The organism is Aminobacter sp. LjRoot7 (genome assembly GCF_964252895.1).
GTDB classification, from domain to species: domain Bacteria; phylum Pseudomonadota; class Alphaproteobacteria; order Rhizobiales; family Rhizobiaceae; genus Aminobacter; species Aminobacter aminovorans_B.
In genome coordinates, this window is the sequence record NZ_CAXUPX020000006.1 from 23,826 (window position 1) to 39,920 (window position 16,095).

At 58.4% G+C, this 16,095-nt stretch carries 12 protein-coding genes and 2 pseudogenes; 6 read left to right on the forward strand and 8 right to left on the reverse strand.

Features of this window, described 5'->3' with window-relative positions; genetic code table 11:
* The first annotated feature begins 13 nt into the window (after positions 1-13).
* Genes ACSQ3E_RS17410 through ACSQ3E_RS17420 form a run of 3 tightly spaced genes read left to right on the forward strand, consistent with a single transcriptional unit; the run spans position 14 to position 3,254 of the window.
* Positions 14-469 carry a (2Fe-2S)-binding protein gene (locus ACSQ3E_RS17410; RefSeq protein WP_436123885.1) on the forward strand — a complete coding sequence of 152 codons (456 nt, stop codon included), beginning with the start codon at positions 14-16 and terminating at the stop codon, positions 467-469.
* Entirely contained in the window at positions 453-2,756 is a 2,304-nt protein-coding gene (locus ACSQ3E_RS17415) for a xanthine dehydrogenase family protein molybdopterin-binding subunit (RefSeq protein WP_310326574.1), read from the forward strand. Before ACSQ3E_RS17410 ends, ACSQ3E_RS17415 begins: the two co-directional genes overlap by 17 nt.
* Positions 2,757-2,795: 39 nt before the next feature.
* Entirely contained in the window at positions 2,796-3,254 is a 459-nt protein-coding gene (locus tag ACSQ3E_RS17420) for an SRPBCC family protein (RefSeq protein WP_436123669.1), read from the forward strand.
* 288 nt (positions 3,255-3,542) lie between these two features.
* Here the strand turns inward: ACSQ3E_RS17420 and ACSQ3E_RS17425 are convergent.
* The 3 genes and pseudogenes from ACSQ3E_RS17425 to ACSQ3E_RS17435 form a co-directional block, all read right to left on the reverse strand.
* Positions 3,543-3,805 (reverse strand): annotated as a pseudogene (locus tag ACSQ3E_RS17425) (IS630 family transposase); the annotation flags it as partial.
* Between the two features lie 313 nt (positions 3,806-4,118).
* Positions 4,119-5,543, reverse strand: a complete 1,425-nt coding sequence (locus ACSQ3E_RS17430; RefSeq protein WP_310326567.1) for a tyrosine-type recombinase/integrase — start codon at positions 5,541-5,543, stop codon at positions 4,119-4,121.
* 354 nt (positions 5,544-5,897) lie between these two features.
* Positions 5,898-6,560: pseudogene (locus ACSQ3E_RS17435) on the reverse strand (YgjP family zinc-dependent metalloprotease); the annotation flags it as partial.
* A gap of 895 nt (positions 6,561-7,455) precedes the next feature.
* On the opposite strand from ACSQ3E_RS17435, the gene ACSQ3E_RS17440 reads away from it, so the two are divergent.
* The 3 genes from ACSQ3E_RS17440 to ACSQ3E_RS17450 all read left to right on the forward strand — a co-directional run bounded on the left by ACSQ3E_RS17440 (position 7,456) and on the right by ACSQ3E_RS17450 (position 10,461).
* Complete coding sequence (locus ACSQ3E_RS17440) at positions 7,456-8,082, forward strand: hypothetical protein (RefSeq protein WP_436123670.1); 627 nt, start codon at positions 7,456-7,458, stop codon at positions 8,080-8,082.
* Complete coding sequence (locus ACSQ3E_RS17445) at positions 8,079-8,867, forward strand: hypothetical protein (RefSeq protein WP_436123671.1); 789 nt, start codon at positions 8,079-8,081, stop codon at positions 8,865-8,867. Before ACSQ3E_RS17440 ends, ACSQ3E_RS17445 begins: the two co-directional genes overlap by 4 nt.
* A gap of 481 nt (positions 8,868-9,348) precedes the next feature.
* Positions 9,349-10,461: a DUF4268 domain-containing protein gene (locus tag ACSQ3E_RS17450; protein ID WP_436123672.1), complete on the forward strand. Its 1,113-nt coding sequence runs from the start codon at positions 9,349-9,351 to the stop codon at positions 10,459-10,461.
* Positions 10,462-10,838: 377 nt separating this feature from the next.
* Here ACSQ3E_RS17450 and ACSQ3E_RS17455 read toward each other — a convergent pair whose 3' ends face one another.
* The 5 genes from ACSQ3E_RS17455 to ACSQ3E_RS17475 are packed head-to-tail and all read right to left on the reverse strand — an operon-like array spanning position 10,839 to position 16,036.
* Positions 10,839-12,212 carry an MATE family efflux transporter gene (locus ACSQ3E_RS17455; protein ID WP_436123673.1) on the reverse strand — a complete coding sequence of 458 codons (1,374 nt, stop codon included), beginning with the start codon at positions 12,210-12,212 and terminating at the stop codon, positions 10,839-10,841.
* Positions 12,213-12,215: 3 nt separating this feature from the next.
* The gene (locus tag ACSQ3E_RS17460; RefSeq protein WP_436123674.1) at positions 12,216-13,172 is read right to left on the reverse strand and encodes an ABC transporter substrate-binding protein; all 957 of its coding nucleotides are present in this window, start codon (positions 13,170-13,172) and stop codon (positions 12,216-12,218) included.
* A gap of 13 nt (positions 13,173-13,185) precedes the next feature.
* Complete coding sequence (locus ACSQ3E_RS17465) at positions 13,186-13,992, reverse strand: ABC transporter ATP-binding protein (protein ID WP_436123675.1); 807 nt, start codon at positions 13,990-13,992, stop codon at positions 13,186-13,188.
* Positions 13,989-15,002: a FecCD family ABC transporter permease gene (locus tag ACSQ3E_RS17470; RefSeq protein WP_436123676.1), complete on the reverse strand. Its 1,014-nt coding sequence runs from the start codon at positions 15,000-15,002 to the stop codon at positions 13,989-13,991. The genes ACSQ3E_RS17465 and ACSQ3E_RS17470 overlap by 4 nt, the downstream gene beginning before the upstream one ends.
* On the reverse strand, positions 14,999-16,036 hold the full coding sequence (locus tag ACSQ3E_RS17475; RefSeq protein ID WP_436123677.1) for a FecCD family ABC transporter permease: 1,038 nt from the start codon (positions 16,034-16,036) through the stop codon (positions 14,999-15,001). Before ACSQ3E_RS17475 ends, ACSQ3E_RS17470 begins: the two co-directional genes overlap by 4 nt.
* Positions 16,037-16,095: the final 59 nt, after the last annotated feature.

A 16,095-nucleotide genomic window follows, 5' to 3' on the forward strand; every position in this document is an offset into this window, starting at 1 on the left:
AAGAGACGTTTGCGTGTCCGTCGAACCGCGTAGGAGTCTCGCTGACTGCCTCCGCCATGATCTTTCGTTTACCGGCACCCATATCGGTTGCGAACACGGCGTCTGCGGAGCATGCACCGTGATGATGGATGGCGAAGCCGTTCGGTCGTGTCTGATACTCGCAGTGCAAGCTGAAAATCGGCATGTCGAAACCGTCGAGAGCTTGGCAGAGGACAACTGCCTTTCGGTTGTCCAGGAAGAATTCCGGACCAATCACGCCCTACAATGCGGATTTTGCACTCCAGGCATCCTCATGAGTGCGCAGGCGCTCTTGAATACTGAGCCCGAGGCCAGCAACGATCGGATTCGTGAGGTCCTCTCTGGACATATTTGTCGTTGTACCGGGTACATTCCAATCGTGACGGCCATCGCAAATGCACGAGACCGCTTGTCTGCAGCCAGCCGAGATCGCTATGCAATTGAAGAATAGCCGGTATGTCGGCCAGCCGCTGCCACGTGTCGAAGACTTCCGCCTGCTGACAGGGAACGGCACCTTTGTCGATGATTTTCACAGGCCGAACATGGCCTTTGCCGTGATCATACGCAGCCATATTGCGCACGGACGGCTGTTGTCTGTAGATGCCTCCGCTGCCCTAGAACTTGATGGCGTGCATGCAGTCTTGAGCGCCAAGGACATCGGATCCGAAATTCCTCGCATTCCTTTCCGCATCGCTGCGTTTGAAGAGGCGACCCCCTTTAAACAACCGGTTATCGCCAAAGATAGAGTTCGGTATGTGGGCGAACCAATTGCGGTGGTCGTTGCCGAGAGCCAGGCTGTCGCTGAAGACGCGGCAGAACTGATCCAGATCGAGATTGACGAGTTGTCGCCGATTGCATCGTCACAAGACAGTCTTCGTGCCCAGGCGTTGATGCACGATGAATTGGGCACAAACGTCACATTCCAATACAATATTAGCCGCGGCGACGCCGCCGACATTTTTGCCGATGCAGCCTACAAACGAAAGGAAACGTTCTACGTACAACGACATACTGCAGTTCCCATGGAGATGCGCGGCCTTGTCGCGGAATGGGATGAAAGTAACGGACACATGTCGGTTTGGGGCGCGGCAAAGGTGCCGTTCTTCAATCGTCATGTTCTCGCCGGAATGCTGGGACTTCCCGAAAAGAGCGTGGATCTGATCGAGCTAGACGTCGGTGGTGGTTTCGGCGTTCGCGGCGAATTCTACCCAGAAGACTTTTTGATACCCTTCACGGCACGTCACCTACAAAGGCCCATAAAATGGTCCGAGGATAGGCGCGAACATTTGATGGCGACGAACCATTCACGTGAGCTTGAATGTGAGCTCGAAGTCGCCTGTAACGCACAAGGCAAGGTGCTCGGTCTCCGAGGGCAAGTCGTTGCTGATCTAGGGGCCTATGTAGGGACAACCGGCGGGATCCTCGCATCTCGAGCTGCCCAGTTTATGCCTGGCCCCTATGACATTCCCGCGTTGAGCATTGATGTTCTTTCGGTAGTGACCAACAAGACACCGTCGGGTAGCTACCGAGGTCCCGGCCGTTTCGAGTCCTGTTTCGCGCGAGAACGGCTGTTTGATATCGCAGCACGAGATTTGGGAATCGATCCAATCTCTTTCCGGCTTCGGAATTTGTTGCGACCGAATCAACTGCCATACTCGACGGGAAAGCTGGTCCCCTACGAGCAGGATGCTTCGTACGACCATGGCGACCATCTCGCCGTACTTCGGCGATGCGTGTCAGAGATAGGATGGGAAGATAAGAAGGCCTTACGGGGCAGACAGGTCGATGGACGATATCACGGGATAGGGTTCGGCAGTTTCATCGACAGCAGCGGCGCGGGGCCAAAGGAAAACTGTCGAATTCGACTCGAAACAAGTGGCCGCATATCTGTTTTCATAGGTTCGTCTGCCCTTGGCCAAGGAATAGAAACCGGTTTCTCGCAGATCTGCGCCGATGCAATGGAAGTGCCAATCGAGAGTGTGAGTATACATCACGGGTCCACAACCTTACTGGATGAAGGGTTTGGATCATTCCATTCGCGCTCGATAATCATGGGTGGAAATGCACTTACGGATGCAGCGACAAGGCTCAAATCATTGTTGAAGGCTGAAGCTGCAGCGTTCTTTGGGTGCCCTGCTGACAGCGTTCAATACCGAAATGAGATTTTTACGGCCCCAGCCAAGGATCCGATTTCCCTAATAGATTTGGCCAGGCTGCTCCCGAAGATTGCAGAGGCCGAGGGTACTTTCGGCACAAAGCAAAAGCCATATGGGTACGGCACACATGCAGCACATGTGGCAGTAGATGCGCGAACGGGACACGTCGAGGTCGTCGAATACGTCGCCGTTGAGGATGTTGGAAAGATGATCAATCCACTTCTTGTCCATGGCCAGAAAATTGGAGCCATTGTGCAAGGTCTCGGAGGGGTCTTTCTGGAACAATTATCTTACGACGAAAATGCACAGTTCCTCACTGGATCCCTGGCAGACTACCTGCTGCCAACTTCGACAGACTATCCGAACATACGAGCTGTTTCTCTTGATCTGACCCGTACCGAACGCAATCCCATGGGCGTGAAGGGCGTCGGTGAAGATGCAATCGCGCCGGTTGCAGCCGTAATCGGAAATGCCGTAGCGGACGCGTTGTCGTCTTTTGGCATTCAACCAACCCGCCTACCACTGACCCCCTGTGCAATTTGGCAATTGATAGCTCAGTCTACGGAAAACGAAACGCGATAAATAACTATTTAAATATGATTTGAGGTAAATGAAATGGAAATGACCGGAGAACAACTTATCCCAGCTCCCCGAGAGGTTGTCTGGAATGCTTTGAACGATATTGTTATTTTGAAAGATTGCATACCAGGCTGCACTTTTCTTGAAAAGCAGGAAGACTACTCCTTGTTAGCGAAATCTGTACTTAAAATTGGACCAATCAAGGCAACGTTTTCGGGCAAGGTTACGTTTAGCAATATCGTTCCGATGGAGGGTTATTGTATAGTGGGGGAAGGTCAAGGCGGCGTTGCAGGATTTGCAAAGGGCGGCGCTGATGTTTATCTCAAGGATACCGAAGGCGGCACTATGTTAATTTATACGGCGAAGGCCGACATTGGCGGCAAATTAGCGCAATTGGGATCAAGGCTAATTGATTCCACATCTAAAAAGCTTGCCGGTGAGTTTTTCGAGCGGTTTGCATCTGAGGTTGTTTCAAAGGCGGCGGCACTGCCGAAGTTCTGATCCCACTACCAGCAAATACGCGAAAACCCGGTGCACCCATTCCATGGTCATTAACACGGAACGGCCGGAATTTGGATGGCAATGTGGTTGAGCCTGGGCCGCAGCAGCTGGGATTAGGCCGAAGGCACTGCATACCTAAATCTGCGCTTCTACGCAGCGGGTCACGCCTGCCATAGCCGCCCTTAAGGATAGCGACCTTCGGCTCCATAATACCAACGGCCCTCACGAGTGATCCTCATGCGCACAGGTGCGCATTCCGATTGACCTGATCGTCGTTGGCTTTGCGATGAGCTTTCGCGATGCGTGCCATCTGGCGCGGTCCAGAAGCCGCACCGCGTGGGCGCCCCTGGCGACGTTCAAGGCGATCTCGTCGACGTGACGCTGCATGGCGTCGGTGTCGGCGAAGGGCAACGCCGGTGCGGCCGCTGTTCCGCGCGCGGGGCAGATGGCGCCGAACAGGTAGGCGCTCTCGTAGCGCTGGTCGGCGGCTGGATCGGCCGCGTACCGCGGCGCGCCCACTGCCGGACGAGGCCGCTCTTCTGGCTTAGACGGTAAGGCTCCCCTCTCCCCCTGCCTCCCGGACAATTCGCCGGGTGGCTTCATTGCATGTGGGTTTACGGCGGAGCCGGTCAAGGTCAAGGCGGGTTGGCGCCAAGGCCTAGACCGGTTTTTTGGCGGTAGAGGTATAGATGTGAAGGTTCGGCCTCAGCTAGGAGGTCAACGGGGCCGTATCGCTGAACATCAAGAGAACTCCACAGAACAAGAGGACTCCACAGAACATAAGTGTAGCCCGAGACGGTGACCGTTCTGAATTTGACTGGCGAAGGTCGACGAGATTTGCAAGGGCTTGGCCAGCAAAGTGCCTCACGCTTTCGCTCTAGTCGCCATCGCGTCTGCGATGATCGACTGCACCCGCGCCTCGTCGATGCCCTCAGCCGTTAAACGATCAATGATCTTGGCAACCAGCCTGTGCAAGTCGGTTGGCTGTGTCTTCGACTTGGGAGTCCGTTGGCCGATTGAAGACTGCTTGCCTGTGAGCGCAGCAGCGATCTTCTTCGTGACGCGATTGGCTGCTCGGCGGGACGGATCGTTCTGCACATGAGCGTAGATTGCCGTCGAGCGCGGATTGGAGTGACCCAGAATTGCGCCCGTCAGCGCCAACGCTTCACCGGTTGAGATCGCTGTGGACCCAATCGTATGCCTCAGCGTATGTGGGGTTACGCCGGGGAGATCGGCTTTCTTAATAGCCTTGGCCCATATGCGCTTGGTGCCCTGAAAATAGCTGTCGCCTCGCTCGGCAGGGAACACGAAATCGTTGTCCGCCTCTCCAGGGAGGCTTTCGAGTAACGCGACTGCGGCGGCGCCAAGCGGCCGCACGGACTTGCCGGTCTTGGTGTCATCGAGCTGTAGGAGGCCTTCCACCAAATTCACCTCGCTCCATTTGAGGGCGGCGATTTCTTCGCGTCGGCAGCCCGTCAGTGCCCAAAGGCGAGCTATGTTGACCGCCTTCGGGTTCACGCCGTCGGCCTCAAGGTGATCCAACGCCGAACCTAGCCGCGCAACCTCCTCCAGCGTGAGAAAGCGCACTCTTTGATTGTCGGTCTTGCGCACCGCGGCCGTCTCACAGGGGTTCTTTTGGACGATTTCGCTGCGGATAGCAAAGCTGAAGACTGCCGATAGATCTCGGACCACTTTCCGAGCAGCGCCCTCACCACCACGGACAATGATGCGCTTGCGCGGAGCTACCTTCTCGTCCCGGCTCGTTTTACCTGCGGTCACATCACGAACGAAACGTTCGATGTCGCCAGCATTCAATTCGCTGACGCGTCTGTGCCCGAGCAGGGAGACGACGTGATTGCGAAGTCGGGCAAGTGTGAGTTGCTTGGTCAGAGGCTTCATGGATTGGCCTTGACGCTTCCCGCGTTGGATCACGCAACCCTCTCCCTCATAGCGATCGACTAGGTCACTGATTTTCATTTCACGGCGCTTAGCACGGCGTTCGTCCGCGGGATCTTCGCCTGTCGCGACGCCTCCAAGGATAACTCTCGCTTGTTTCCGGGCCTGCTCTGGAGTGAGTGGGCCGTATCGGCCGATGGTCACGAATCGCTGCGCGGCTGATCTGCCACCGCCGTCCGCGCGATAGCGGACGATGAAAGTTTTTGCGCCGCTGGCCTCAACGCGCAGACCAAAGCCGGCCAACTCGCTGTCCCACACAAAGTAGCGCTTATCCCTTTTTTCAGCGGCGTCCACCATGCGCTTGGTTAGAGCCACGCCAACACGTTTTGCCACCGGCCTGTTTCCCCTAAGTTTGCTCCCGATTGGTCAACACCTGGTCAACACTGGGAGGGAGAATATTTGCGTACCCTAGCGAATGATTGAAGATAGTGTCAATGTAGATCAATATCTTACCGAGCTTCTGGACATCGTCGGATACCGTAGAGCAGTCTGTCTATAACCTTGCCAAGGTTGGGGTCGAGCGTTCGAATCGCTTCACCCGCTCCAATTACTCCACGAAAAAGGCCGCGGTTTCACCGCGGCCTTCGTCGTTTCTGGGGGACGGAAAGCATGGTGGGGGAGAGCACCACCGAGATCAGGGTTACCAGCTGGTTACGGGCGTAACAGCAGCCTTGAACCTTGGCAGATTCACCACACAAATTGGTGCCCAAGCCGGTTCAATCTTCGCAAACGCTCAGTGTAGTCCGGCATGATCGTTTCCAACGAGCGCCAAAATTGCCGAGAATGATTGTGCTCAAGAACGTGGCAAGCTTCATGAGCAATAACGTAGTCGACCAATGGCATCGGGGCCATGACCAAGCGCCAGTTCAGGCGGATGCGTCCCCGCGCATCGCAACTTCCCCAGCGCTTGGACTGGTCAACTACGTTGACGGTCGGTGTCGGAATGCCAAGCGTCTCTGCGATCATTCGTGCGCGGGCAGGAAAATGCTGGATCGCATGGGCTCGATACCAGTGCCTAAGACCGCTGCGGACAGCAGCGCGCTGAACGGATGCGTGTCCATTTGGCAGAACCGGCGCAACAAGCGTTGAACCTCTCGCGGCAATCCGGGTCACAATGGCGGTTTCGTCGGGGATGAGCTTCAAGCGATACTGGCGGCCGAGATAGTGAAAGGTCTCGCCACTCACAAATTCCTTTGAAACCGGCTGTCCCCCAAGCTCGCGGTACGCCGCCTGCTTGCGAAGCAGCCAAGCACCTTTCTTGCGAACGATGCCAAGGACGCGATCATCATCCAGGTCTGACGGTGCAAGGACGCGCACCCCATCGAAGCCGACAGATATCGCTACGGTCTGGCACCAGCAGCCTGCCCGACGTCACACGCGTCACCGCCGCCACGGTTTATCAGCTACTGTGGCGCTGTGTCGGTGGTGACGTTACCTCGTGGCCTTGTCTCCGGCTAGCATGGGGGAGGGGTCGCGCGCCCGCGTGGCTGCACCGCTGCGGAAAAGCGACGTATATGCGCAGCGTGGCGCATGGTGTGCAGGCGCGAAAAGAGCGTACTGCGTACACATGGAATGGCGGTGGTGGCATTCTTAAAGACGTCGGTTCCAAATAGGACGAACTTCAGACAGCAGCTCAAGTTCACGTCTGATGTAATCCGTGGTCTCCTCCCACTGCACGGTAACTATTCTGCCTTCCCTAACAGCGGCGCAAATTTGCGCGTTGATACGGCATTTCTGAAGTTGGCCGCCGCTGTAGGGATGTCGCGGCGAAACACGCCCATACTGTAACGTTAACCGATGGTAGAGGCTCTTTGCTCTTCCGACGTAAACGATCTCATCGTCGACGAGCCAGCAATAGACGCCAGGGCCGGCTGGAGCCAAAACACGAAAACTGCAGTAAAACGTGTCCAGATCGGGTGCCAGCAGGTAGCCTTTTGGGTTCCGAAATCGGTCCTGAGGCCGCAACCCAACTTCAGCCTCAATTGGAACGCCCGGCCAATTCGACGCGTTCTCGGTTAAACTATGCATTTGCGGCGTCCTGTTGGTCCGCGCCCGTGTGGTTACGCCGCTGCGGAAAGGCGACGTATTTGCGCAGCGTAGCGGCCCCACGTATTGGAAATCCGCTTAGCCGGCGCTAATTTGAGTGCTAGGTGACGCGGCAGCAAATTCTCATAAAGCACATTTCGATTGCCTAACATCTGGTACTGGTAGCTATGAGCGCAAGCTATTAGACAAAGGTCTTGAGATGAGCCGTGAGATCATAATTCCAGGTGCGTTTGCCTTTGTTCTCGCGCTCCTTTTGGTTGTCGTTATGTTTTGGGGGTCGGGCATCATTGGGCAGCCGCCCTCACCAATCATGGCAGAACTAAATTCCGCAGGAAGTTCCGTCGATATTTCAGACATTCTGGCAATGATCGACCAAATTACATCGATGCTTACAACAATAAGTATCGGGTTGTTTGTATTGATCGGGGTGTCATTATCAATGACTCAAAGCCATTTGCATCGTATGATTGACATCGTTAGCGCCATTGCGTTCATCGCTTCGTCATTTGTCTCGTTTTTCTTCGCGTTTGGTACGCGGGCAAGTTCATTTTCTTATGCTGCGTTCGAGTTCAAAGATAAGCAAGCACTTAGAAGCACGATCCTGTGGCATCGGGAGGTGTTCGGAAACCACGCATTATGGGTGGCATTAAGCGCTGTCTTCGCTTTCTTTATCGTTGTGCGAGCTATCGTCCTTCGCACGCCCACGCCGACGCAGGCGGCCACCGTTCCGCCGGAGCAACAAGCTCCCTTGGCTGCACCTGACACTCCCCCTGAAGAACCCGCAAATCTCTCGGCAACGGCCCAAATTGAAGGACAGCAAAAATGACCACGGTCAAGGTCTGTATTTACCTGTTGTGTTTGATCTGGGCGATGCCGGCGGCATCGCAAGAGCAGCCCTGTACTGACAAGCACATTGATAATGCAGTTTTGAAAGAACCCATTCCCTTCGAACCCGGTTCTGCCGTTAATGCGCTTTCTAAGTTTTTCAACTGTAGAATAACGATTTCAGACGCGCGTCCTGCCTATGCCGCTGATGGTTCACTTATTGGTCAAATTGTAGGATTTTACGACGCTGAAAAGCCGTTGACAGGAAGTGATCTTCAATCGAAGCAATTTTGGATTGTCGAGGATAAGGACGGCGGTGGCAAAATTGCCATCGGGTCAGATTCGGTTAGTGTGGAGTTCAAAGATTTCGAATGGGTTGGCATTGCTTTGGCCTCAAAAAACCCTGTGATCGCAAAATACAATCCAAAGTCTCCGCCAAGTACAGGATTTTTCCTTGTTGGTCCTGATAATGGTCGTCTGCAAGCCCAGCTTTCTGATTATGTTGCGGTTGCCTTTGCCAACAGCGGTCTAGGCCTGAAACCGTCAGACATCTATGGTGTGACTTTTGTGTCTAATCCAACTGGAGCTTCGATTTGGATAGGGCCCACGCTCTATGCGAACACAGTAGCTGGGCTGATCATCAACGGTTCAGATATTCACCAGGTAAGAATGTCATTGGGTGGGTATGAAGACTGCGGGCAGAGCCAATATAAGGTGGAAGATTCGGGCTACGGTTCAAAAACGATCAGTTGCGAGATGGTTCAAGTCAAAGAGAATAAGCCCTAAGTATCTAGGCGGCATGCGGGTCGGGGTATATCCAGTACAACAGACTTCCTTCGCCACTAGCAGACGAACTTGATGTAGAATGCCATCGTTTTGGCGGCATGGAGGCACTTGGGGCCGGCGCTGCGTCGTGGAAAATGCCGTAAATTTGTTCTGTGCGCTCAAACCTAGAGCTGCACCCACGCAAGGCATATGCCTGCTGCTAATAAGGTTGTTGCTCGTCCATGCTTCTGGGTATTGTCAGATCATGTAGAATGGCGAACACTGCCTGGCGAACGACCGCCAGACCGTTTTGAACTTCATCTCCTCCCTCGGCGCTCGGTTGATTTATCGAGAAACCTTGGGACTTGCATCTGCATTTCGCTGATCAAACCCGGTAGCTCGCCGACATTCTTTGCCTCATCTTATTCATGGCATACGCGGCGTGTTTGATACCCAATCTTACATTTTCTGGCATAGGCTTGGGTAAGGGGAGGATTGAACAATGTTTCAAATTGACAGAGCCAGGAATGAGATTGTCCCATTGGATGTGCGCACGTTTTCCGAACTCGGTTTCAAGGAACGCGCGAATTTGCAAGAATGGATCGCAAAGTACCCCGAGGCGCTTGGCGAGGAACTGCTAATTATCCAGAAGGAATTTGCAGGCTTTTCGGATACCAATGAAAGACTCGATCTCCTTGCGCTCGACAAGCAAGGCTCGTTAGTCATCATTGAGAACAAGCTGGACGATGCGGGGCGCGACGTAACCTGGCAGGCGCTCAAATATGCCTCTTACTGCGCAAGTCTGTCGCGCGAGAACATTCGAAGCATCTACCAGGAATACTTGTCACGAAGTTCAGGCGTCGAATCCGCGGAAGACAAGCTTTGCGAGTTTTTCGATGTCGGTGAGTTTCAGGAGCTCAGCCTCAACAAAGGCGTTACGCAGCGGATCATATTGGTCGCGGCGCGTTTCAGGAAAGAGGTCACTTCAACTGTCTTGTGGCTGATGAACTTCAACGTCCGGCTGCAGTGCTTCAAGACAACGCCCTACACTCTAAACGATCAGCTCTTCCTTGCTGTCGAGCAGATCATCCCAACGCGAGATGCTGAAGAGTTTATGGTTGGGCTTGCTGCTAAAGCGCAGGACGAGGTGGTCGGGGCTGAAGCTCAAAATGCAAGGCACACGTTGCGGCGGGAGTTTTGGGCCCAACTGCTCCCGCAGATCAATCAGAAAACCGAACTCTTCAGGAATATCACTACGTCCCAAACCAATTGGATCTCCGCAGGGACGGGCATTCGCGGCATAGGGTTGAATTTCGTGGTAACTGGAGACGCATGCCGCGCCGAACTTTACTTGGATCGTGGCAACAAGACGGACAACAAAAGAGTGTTCGACCTCTTGTTTGAGAAGAAGGAGCAGTTCGAAGCTGACTTCGGCTCGAAATTGGGTTGGGAGCGGCTTGATAACCGTCGTGCCTGCAGAATCAAGGCTGAGATGCCTGGGGACATTTTCGATAAGGCGCGCTGGCCTACAATGATCGAGGCGATGGTCAATGCCATGGTGCGACTGGAATTGACCTATCGTGCGCAGATGAATTTGGTGAAGGCTGCGCTGTGAAAAAGTTGTGCGGTCACCGCGCGGTCACCGTTTCGCTGTTTCGTTGAGGTTCGCGTTGGTTCATTAGAGTGCCGTCCCGTTCACGGTTGACCAATCCAACGAATGCCGGGAGGACCCGTTCTCTAGGGCAGTGGATTGAAGTTTGCGATATTCTGATCGAATACCTTGCCGGCGTAATTTGTTGTTTGCCAAGGTTGGGGTCGAGCGTTCGAATCGCTTCACCCGGTCCAAATATCCCACGAAAAAGGCCGCGGTTTACCGCGGCCTTCGTCGTTTCTGGCGGGTGGTGAACCTGCTAGGCGTCAGTGCGGGCTTGTCCCCAAAGCATGGCCGAAAGGCCTGATCTCAAGCAAATTTCGGAGTCGTCGCCAGAAACGCTAGACGCGGGTCAGGTGCTCGAAGCTCGACAGAATCAATAGTGCGGTTGTGGCGAGGCCGGCGCAGAGACCCCACCACACGCCCACCGGGCCGAACGGGTAGGACAGCGCCACGGCCACCGGAAAACCCACCAGCCAGTAACCGATCAGGGTCAGGCCGAGCGTCAGCCTGGCGCGGCCAAGGCCGCGCATCAGGCCGACGCCGATGTTCTGCGCGCAGTCGAAGAGCTGCAGGGGAGCGGCGATGGCTAGCAGTTGTGCAGCGATTCGCATTGTCTCTGCCGTGCCCGGCCCTGCGCCAACGGCGAAGATGGACAACACCAGCTGTGGGGCCAGGACGTAGGTGGCGCCGATGATGGTCATCAGGGCGAGGCCGATGGCGACGCCGGTCGCGCCATAGCGGCGCTTCAGCTGGTTTTGGCCGAGCCCTTGCGCCTCGCTGATGGCGACAGATGTCCCGTGCGACAGGCCGACCGCCAGCATGAAGGCGATGTAGATAATCTGGTTGACGATGTTGTGGGCGGCAAGGGCAGCCTGGCCGAAGGTGCCCATCAGAAGTGCGATGGCGACGGTGAAGGCGGCCTCGGAGCCATAGGCTGCCGATGTCGGCAGGCCGAGAGCCAGGGTGCGTTTCCAGGCTTGAGGGTCGATTCGCAGCAGGGCGGGTAGGAGGCGTGAGGTTCCATAGGCAGGCGCACGCAGCATATGCATCGAAAGCGCTGCGAAGCTTGCCAGGTGAACCAGAGCGGCCGTGAACGCCACGCCTGGCGCGCCGAGTTGCGGCAAGCCGAAGCGACCGGTGGCGAGGCCGTAGGCGAGGATTGCGTTGAAGGCAATGGAAGCGATGGTGATTGCCAGCACCGGTCCCGGCTTGCGCAGGCCAACGGTGTAGCTGCGCAACGCGTTGAACCACAGGCAGGGCAGAATGCCCCAGCACGTTGCCAGCAGGTAGATGCCGGCGCGGCGCGCAACATCGGCGTCCTGCCCAAACTGCAGAAGCAGCGGCTCGGCCTGGGTCATGATCGCCATGGCGACAAGGCCGGCGAGCGTCGAGATCTGCAGGCTCGTTGCGGCGTAGCGGGCGATCTTGTCTGCGTCGCCAGTGCTTCGGGACTCCTCGGCGACGAGGTTGGCGGTGCCGACGGCAAGGCCGACACCCATCGTGCGCAGCAGGTTGAACAGGCCGATGGCCAGTCCGCCGGCGGCGAGCTCGGCCGAACCGAGCAGGCCGAGCACGATGATCGAGGTGGTCGAGATCGCCACCTGGGCAAGCTGGGTCAGCGCCAAGGGCACCGCCAGCTCCAGTATGTGGCGCGCATCAGTGATGACGCGCGCCAGGGGGGAGGATTTCGCCATGTCGCGCGTCAAGTTCATTGCTCAGGCGAGGATGCGGCCGGAAATGGCGCGCGGAGTCTCGGCCTTGAAGGTGTCGGGATAGAGGATCGCCGCAGCCTCGTTGATGACGACGCGGCGGGCGATGGGGCCGTGCGATTCGATCCAGTGATCGCCGACGAAATGGACCTTGCCTTGCTGGACCGCGCGCAGCGACGACCAGATCGGGTTGGTCTCGAACGGGCGGTCCGGACCGTAGTCGTAGACGATGATGACGTCGGGATCGGCAACCAGCATGGCTTCGAGGTTCATCTCGAAGGCGGTGTTGTCGGGAACCTCCGGTGTCGGGTTCTTGCCGGCGACGTTGACCCCGCCGAGCGCGGTCAGGATCGAGGCGGTGACGTCGTCTTCGTAGAAGGTCCAGGGCGCTTCGCCCGAACCGTAGAAATAGAGGTACTTCACGCCGCGATCCCTAGGCGCCTTGGCCTTCAGCGCGCCGAACTCGGCATGGAAATCGGCGATGAGCTTTTCGCCCTCGACCTTCTTGCCCAGCGCTTCGGCAACCAGCAAAAGGTCGCGTTCGGAATCCTCCGAGGTTTCGAGGCGAACCGCCAGATAGGGCGCGATCTCCTCGAGCTTGGCGGCATTGGCCTCCGTGTAGCGCTTGATGGCGACGATCAGGTCGGGCTTGGCTTGGGCCAGGAGCTCGAGGTTAGGGCTGGCACGCTGGCCGATCTTGGCCACGTCGATGAGCTTGTCGAGCAGATGGTCGGGGTTGCGGCCCTCGACCATATAGGTGGTGGCTACAGGGGTGACGCCGAGCGCCAGGGCGACATCGGCACCAAAATAGGAAATCGCAGCCACCCTCTTGGCATCGTCGGCAAGCTTGATTTCGACGCCGCGGTCGTCGGTGATCGTGTGCGGGGCGGCCCTGGCCGCGGTGGCGAACATCGCCACCATGCCGACGGCGGTGGAGCGGATCAGGAAATCTCTGCGGTTCATCAGGTGGTTCCTTTCAGACGGAGGCGTGGCGGGAAGGGTCCTTGATCGACCCGGTGGCAATGAAGACGGGTGGGCTGTCGGTGGCGCGGGTGATCGAGGCGCTGACACGGAAGGTGTCGGTCAACAGGCGCTCGGTCAGGACATCGGCCGGTGCGCCCTGGTCGATGATGGTGCCGCGGTCGACGGCGACGAGATGGTCGGCGAAGCGGACGGCCTGGTTGAGATCGTGCAATGACAGCACCACTGTGATGCCGTGGCTGCGGTTGATGTGTTGCAAGAGTTCGAGCACCTCGAACTGGTGGCCGATGTCGAGGAAGGTGGTGGGTTCGTCGAGCAAGAGGATTTCGGCTTTGACGGCAAGCGCCATGGCGATCCACGCGCGGCGGCGTTCGCCGCCCGAGAGCGTGGCGACCATGCGGTCGGCAAGGCTGGCCATGTCGGTGGCGGCAATTGCCCGCGCAATGGCTTCGGCGTCGCCAGGGCAGGCCCGCCCGAGCAGTCCGTGATGCGGATGCCTGCCATAGGCGATGAGCTCGGCGACAGTGATCTCCGGTGGATCGACCATCTCCTGCGGCAGGAAGGAAAGCCGCCGTGCCAGCTGCTTGCGCGGCCAAGCCGAGAGCTTTCGCCCGTCGAGCGCGACCTCGCCCGACATCGGGTGCAGAAGGCCGGCCATGGCGCGCAGCAAGGTGCTCTTGCCGCAGCCATTGGCGCCGATCAGCGCGGTGATCCTGCCCGGTGGGACCGACAGGCTGACGTCGCGCAGCACCTGATGCGTGCCATAACCGAGAGAAATGTCCTGGCAGGTCAGGCCGGTCATGTGCGTCGTCCCAAGAGCATCAGAAAAACAGGCACGCCGACGAGTGCGGTGACGGCACCGACGGGGATTTCGGCCGGCGGCATGGCGATGCGGCCTATGAGATCGCCAAGCGTCACCAAGAGGGCGCCGAGAAGGGCCGAGATCGGCAATGATTTGGCCAGCGACGAGCCGACAAGCCGGCGCGCGGCATGCGGGGTGATGAGGCCGACAAAACCCAGCGGTCCGACGATCGCCACCGCACTCGAGGCCAGCACAGTGGCGAGCGCGATGGCCGAAAACCGGATGGCGCCGACATTGACGCCGAGGGTTGCGGCGGCATCGTCGCCGATCGACAGCAGGTCGAGCTTGGCGACCATGATCGGCAGTGCGAGCAATCCGGCGATCGTCCATGGTAGCAGGTGCAGTGCGTGCTCCCAGCCGCGGGCATAGAGGCTGCCCGACAGCCACAAAAGCACCGTCTCCATCCGGGTTGAACCCCAGGCGGCGAAGATGCCGAGGCCGAGTGCCTGGAAAGTGATGCCGATGGCGATGCCGGCCAACACCAGCCGGAGCGGTGTCACGCCGGCGCGCCAAGCGATTAGGTAGGTCAGGCTCGCGGCGACCAGCCCGCCGAAAAGCGCGACGAAGGGCAAGGGCGCGAGTGGATAGGAGGTCAGCTTGCTGCCATCGGTCTGGCCCCAGTAGACGGTGATGAGCAGGAAGATCATCACCGCAAGCATGGCGCCGCCGGCTATGCCGAGCACGTTGGGGTCGGTCAGCGGATTACGGGTTGCCGCCTGCAGCAGATGCCCTGAAATGGCGAGGTGGATGCCGACGAGGATGCCGATGGCAACGCGCGGCAGCCGGATGTCCCAAAGGATGCCGGCGTTGTCGCCGGTGCCGAGGAACAGGGCATCGAGCCCCTGCCGCAGCCCGAGATCGGCGGCGCCATTGAGCGTGGCAAGAACGGCGAAGGCGACGAGCGCGCAAGAGGTGGCGGCAGCGGTGGGCCAGAATGGAAGCCGGGTCATGCCGTCCTCCTCCAGACCATGTGGATCAGGATAGGGCCGCCGACGATTGCGGTGAGAACGCCGATCGGCAGTTCGCGCGGCGCGGCCGTGGTGCGGGCCAGCGTGTCGGCGGCGAGCAGGGCGATTGCGCCAAGCAGGCCAGCTACCGGCAAGAGGACCTGATGGCGGACGCCGACGACGCTGCGGGCGATGTGGGGGATGCACAGGCCGAGGAAACCTATGGGGCCGGCGACGGCGACGACGCCAACCGACAGGACGATTGCCGTCAAAGCGCCGGCTAGGCGCCAGAAGCGGACGTTGAGGCCCAGCGTTTCGGCGGCTTCGTCGCCGAGTGCCAGCAGATCGAGCGGCCTTGCCAGCACGGCGCAGGCGGACAGGCCAGTCACCGCCCAGGGCAGCAGGATGGTGAGATGGTGCCAGCCTCGGCCGGCAAGCCCGCCGGTGAGCCAGAAGAACATCGAGGCAACTGTCGGTCCGGCATGGACGAGAGCCGTGGTGATGCCCGCGGCGCAGAAGAAGGCAACGGCGGAGCCTGCCAGCGCCAGCCGGACCGGCGACAGGCCACCGGCGGAGGCGATCAGCAGACTGGTGCCGCCGGCAAGCAACCCGCCGGCGAGGCCGATGAAGGGGTGCGCGATGGCCGGCACCGAGGGCACGAAGACGTAGAAGACGACGATGGCAAAGCTGGCGCCGGTCAAGACACCGGTGAGGTCGGGCGAGGCCAGCGGGTTGCGCGCCACGCCCTGCATGACGACGCCGGAACAGGCGAGGGCAGCACCCGCCAGCATCGCCAGCAGCTCGCGTGGGATGCGAAGCTTCCACAAGATCGCCGCTTCCGGGCCAGCGCTTCGGCTCAGGAGCGCATCGATGACGACAGGCACGGGCGTCGCCACGCCGCCGACGAACAGCCCGCCGATGGCCAGGGTACCGAGCACGACAAGCCCCGCTACGACCAGACCGGTGACGCGGAGGCTGCTCGTGCAGCGTCTCGCGTCGGTGCGGCTGGCTGAGGCGGCGCTCGGGAGCGATGTCATCGCACGGCGCTGAAGTTGCGGTGAAGGACCATCGTTCGTCGTGCCGGCTGCGCCAATTG

Excerpts from the sequence above, each read along its gene's own strand:
- ACSQ3E_RS17465 (WP_436123675.1), bottom strand. The coding sequence starts at position 13,992 with ATGACCGGCCTGACCTGCCAGGACATTTCTCTCGGTTATGGCACGCAT.
- ACSQ3E_RS17460 (WP_436123674.1), bottom strand. The coding sequence starts at position 13,172 with ATGAACCGCAGAGATTTCCTGATCCGCTCCACCGCCGTCGGCATGGTG.
- ACSQ3E_RS17445 (WP_436123671.1), top strand. The coding sequence starts at position 8,079 with ATGACCACGGTCAAGGTCTGTATTTACCTGTTGTGTTTGATCTGGGCG.
- ACSQ3E_RS17455 (WP_436123673.1), bottom strand. The coding sequence starts at position 12,212 with ATGAACTTGACGCGCGACATGGCGAAATCCTCCCCCCTGGCGCGCGTC.
- ACSQ3E_RS17440 (WP_436123670.1), top strand. The coding sequence starts at position 7,456 with ATGAGCCGTGAGATCATAATTCCAGGTGCGTTTGCCTTTGTTCTCGCG.
- ACSQ3E_RS17475 (WP_436123677.1), bottom strand. The coding sequence starts at position 16,036 with ATGACATCGCTCCCGAGCGCCGCCTCAGCCAGCCGCACCGACGCGAGA.
- ACSQ3E_RS17470 (WP_436123676.1), bottom strand. The coding sequence starts at position 15,002 with ATGACCCGGCTTCCATTCTGGCCCACCGCTGCCGCCACCTCTTGCGCG.
- ACSQ3E_RS17420 (WP_436123669.1), top strand. The coding sequence starts at position 2,796 with ATGACCGGAGAACAACTTATCCCAGCTCCCCGAGAGGTTGTCTGGAAT.
- ACSQ3E_RS17415 (WP_310326574.1), top strand. The coding sequence starts at position 453 with ATGCAATTGAAGAATAGCCGGTATGTCGGCCAGCCGCTGCCACGTGTC.
- ACSQ3E_RS17450 (WP_436123672.1), top strand. The coding sequence starts at position 9,349 with ATGTTTCAAATTGACAGAGCCAGGAATGAGATTGTCCCATTGGATGTG.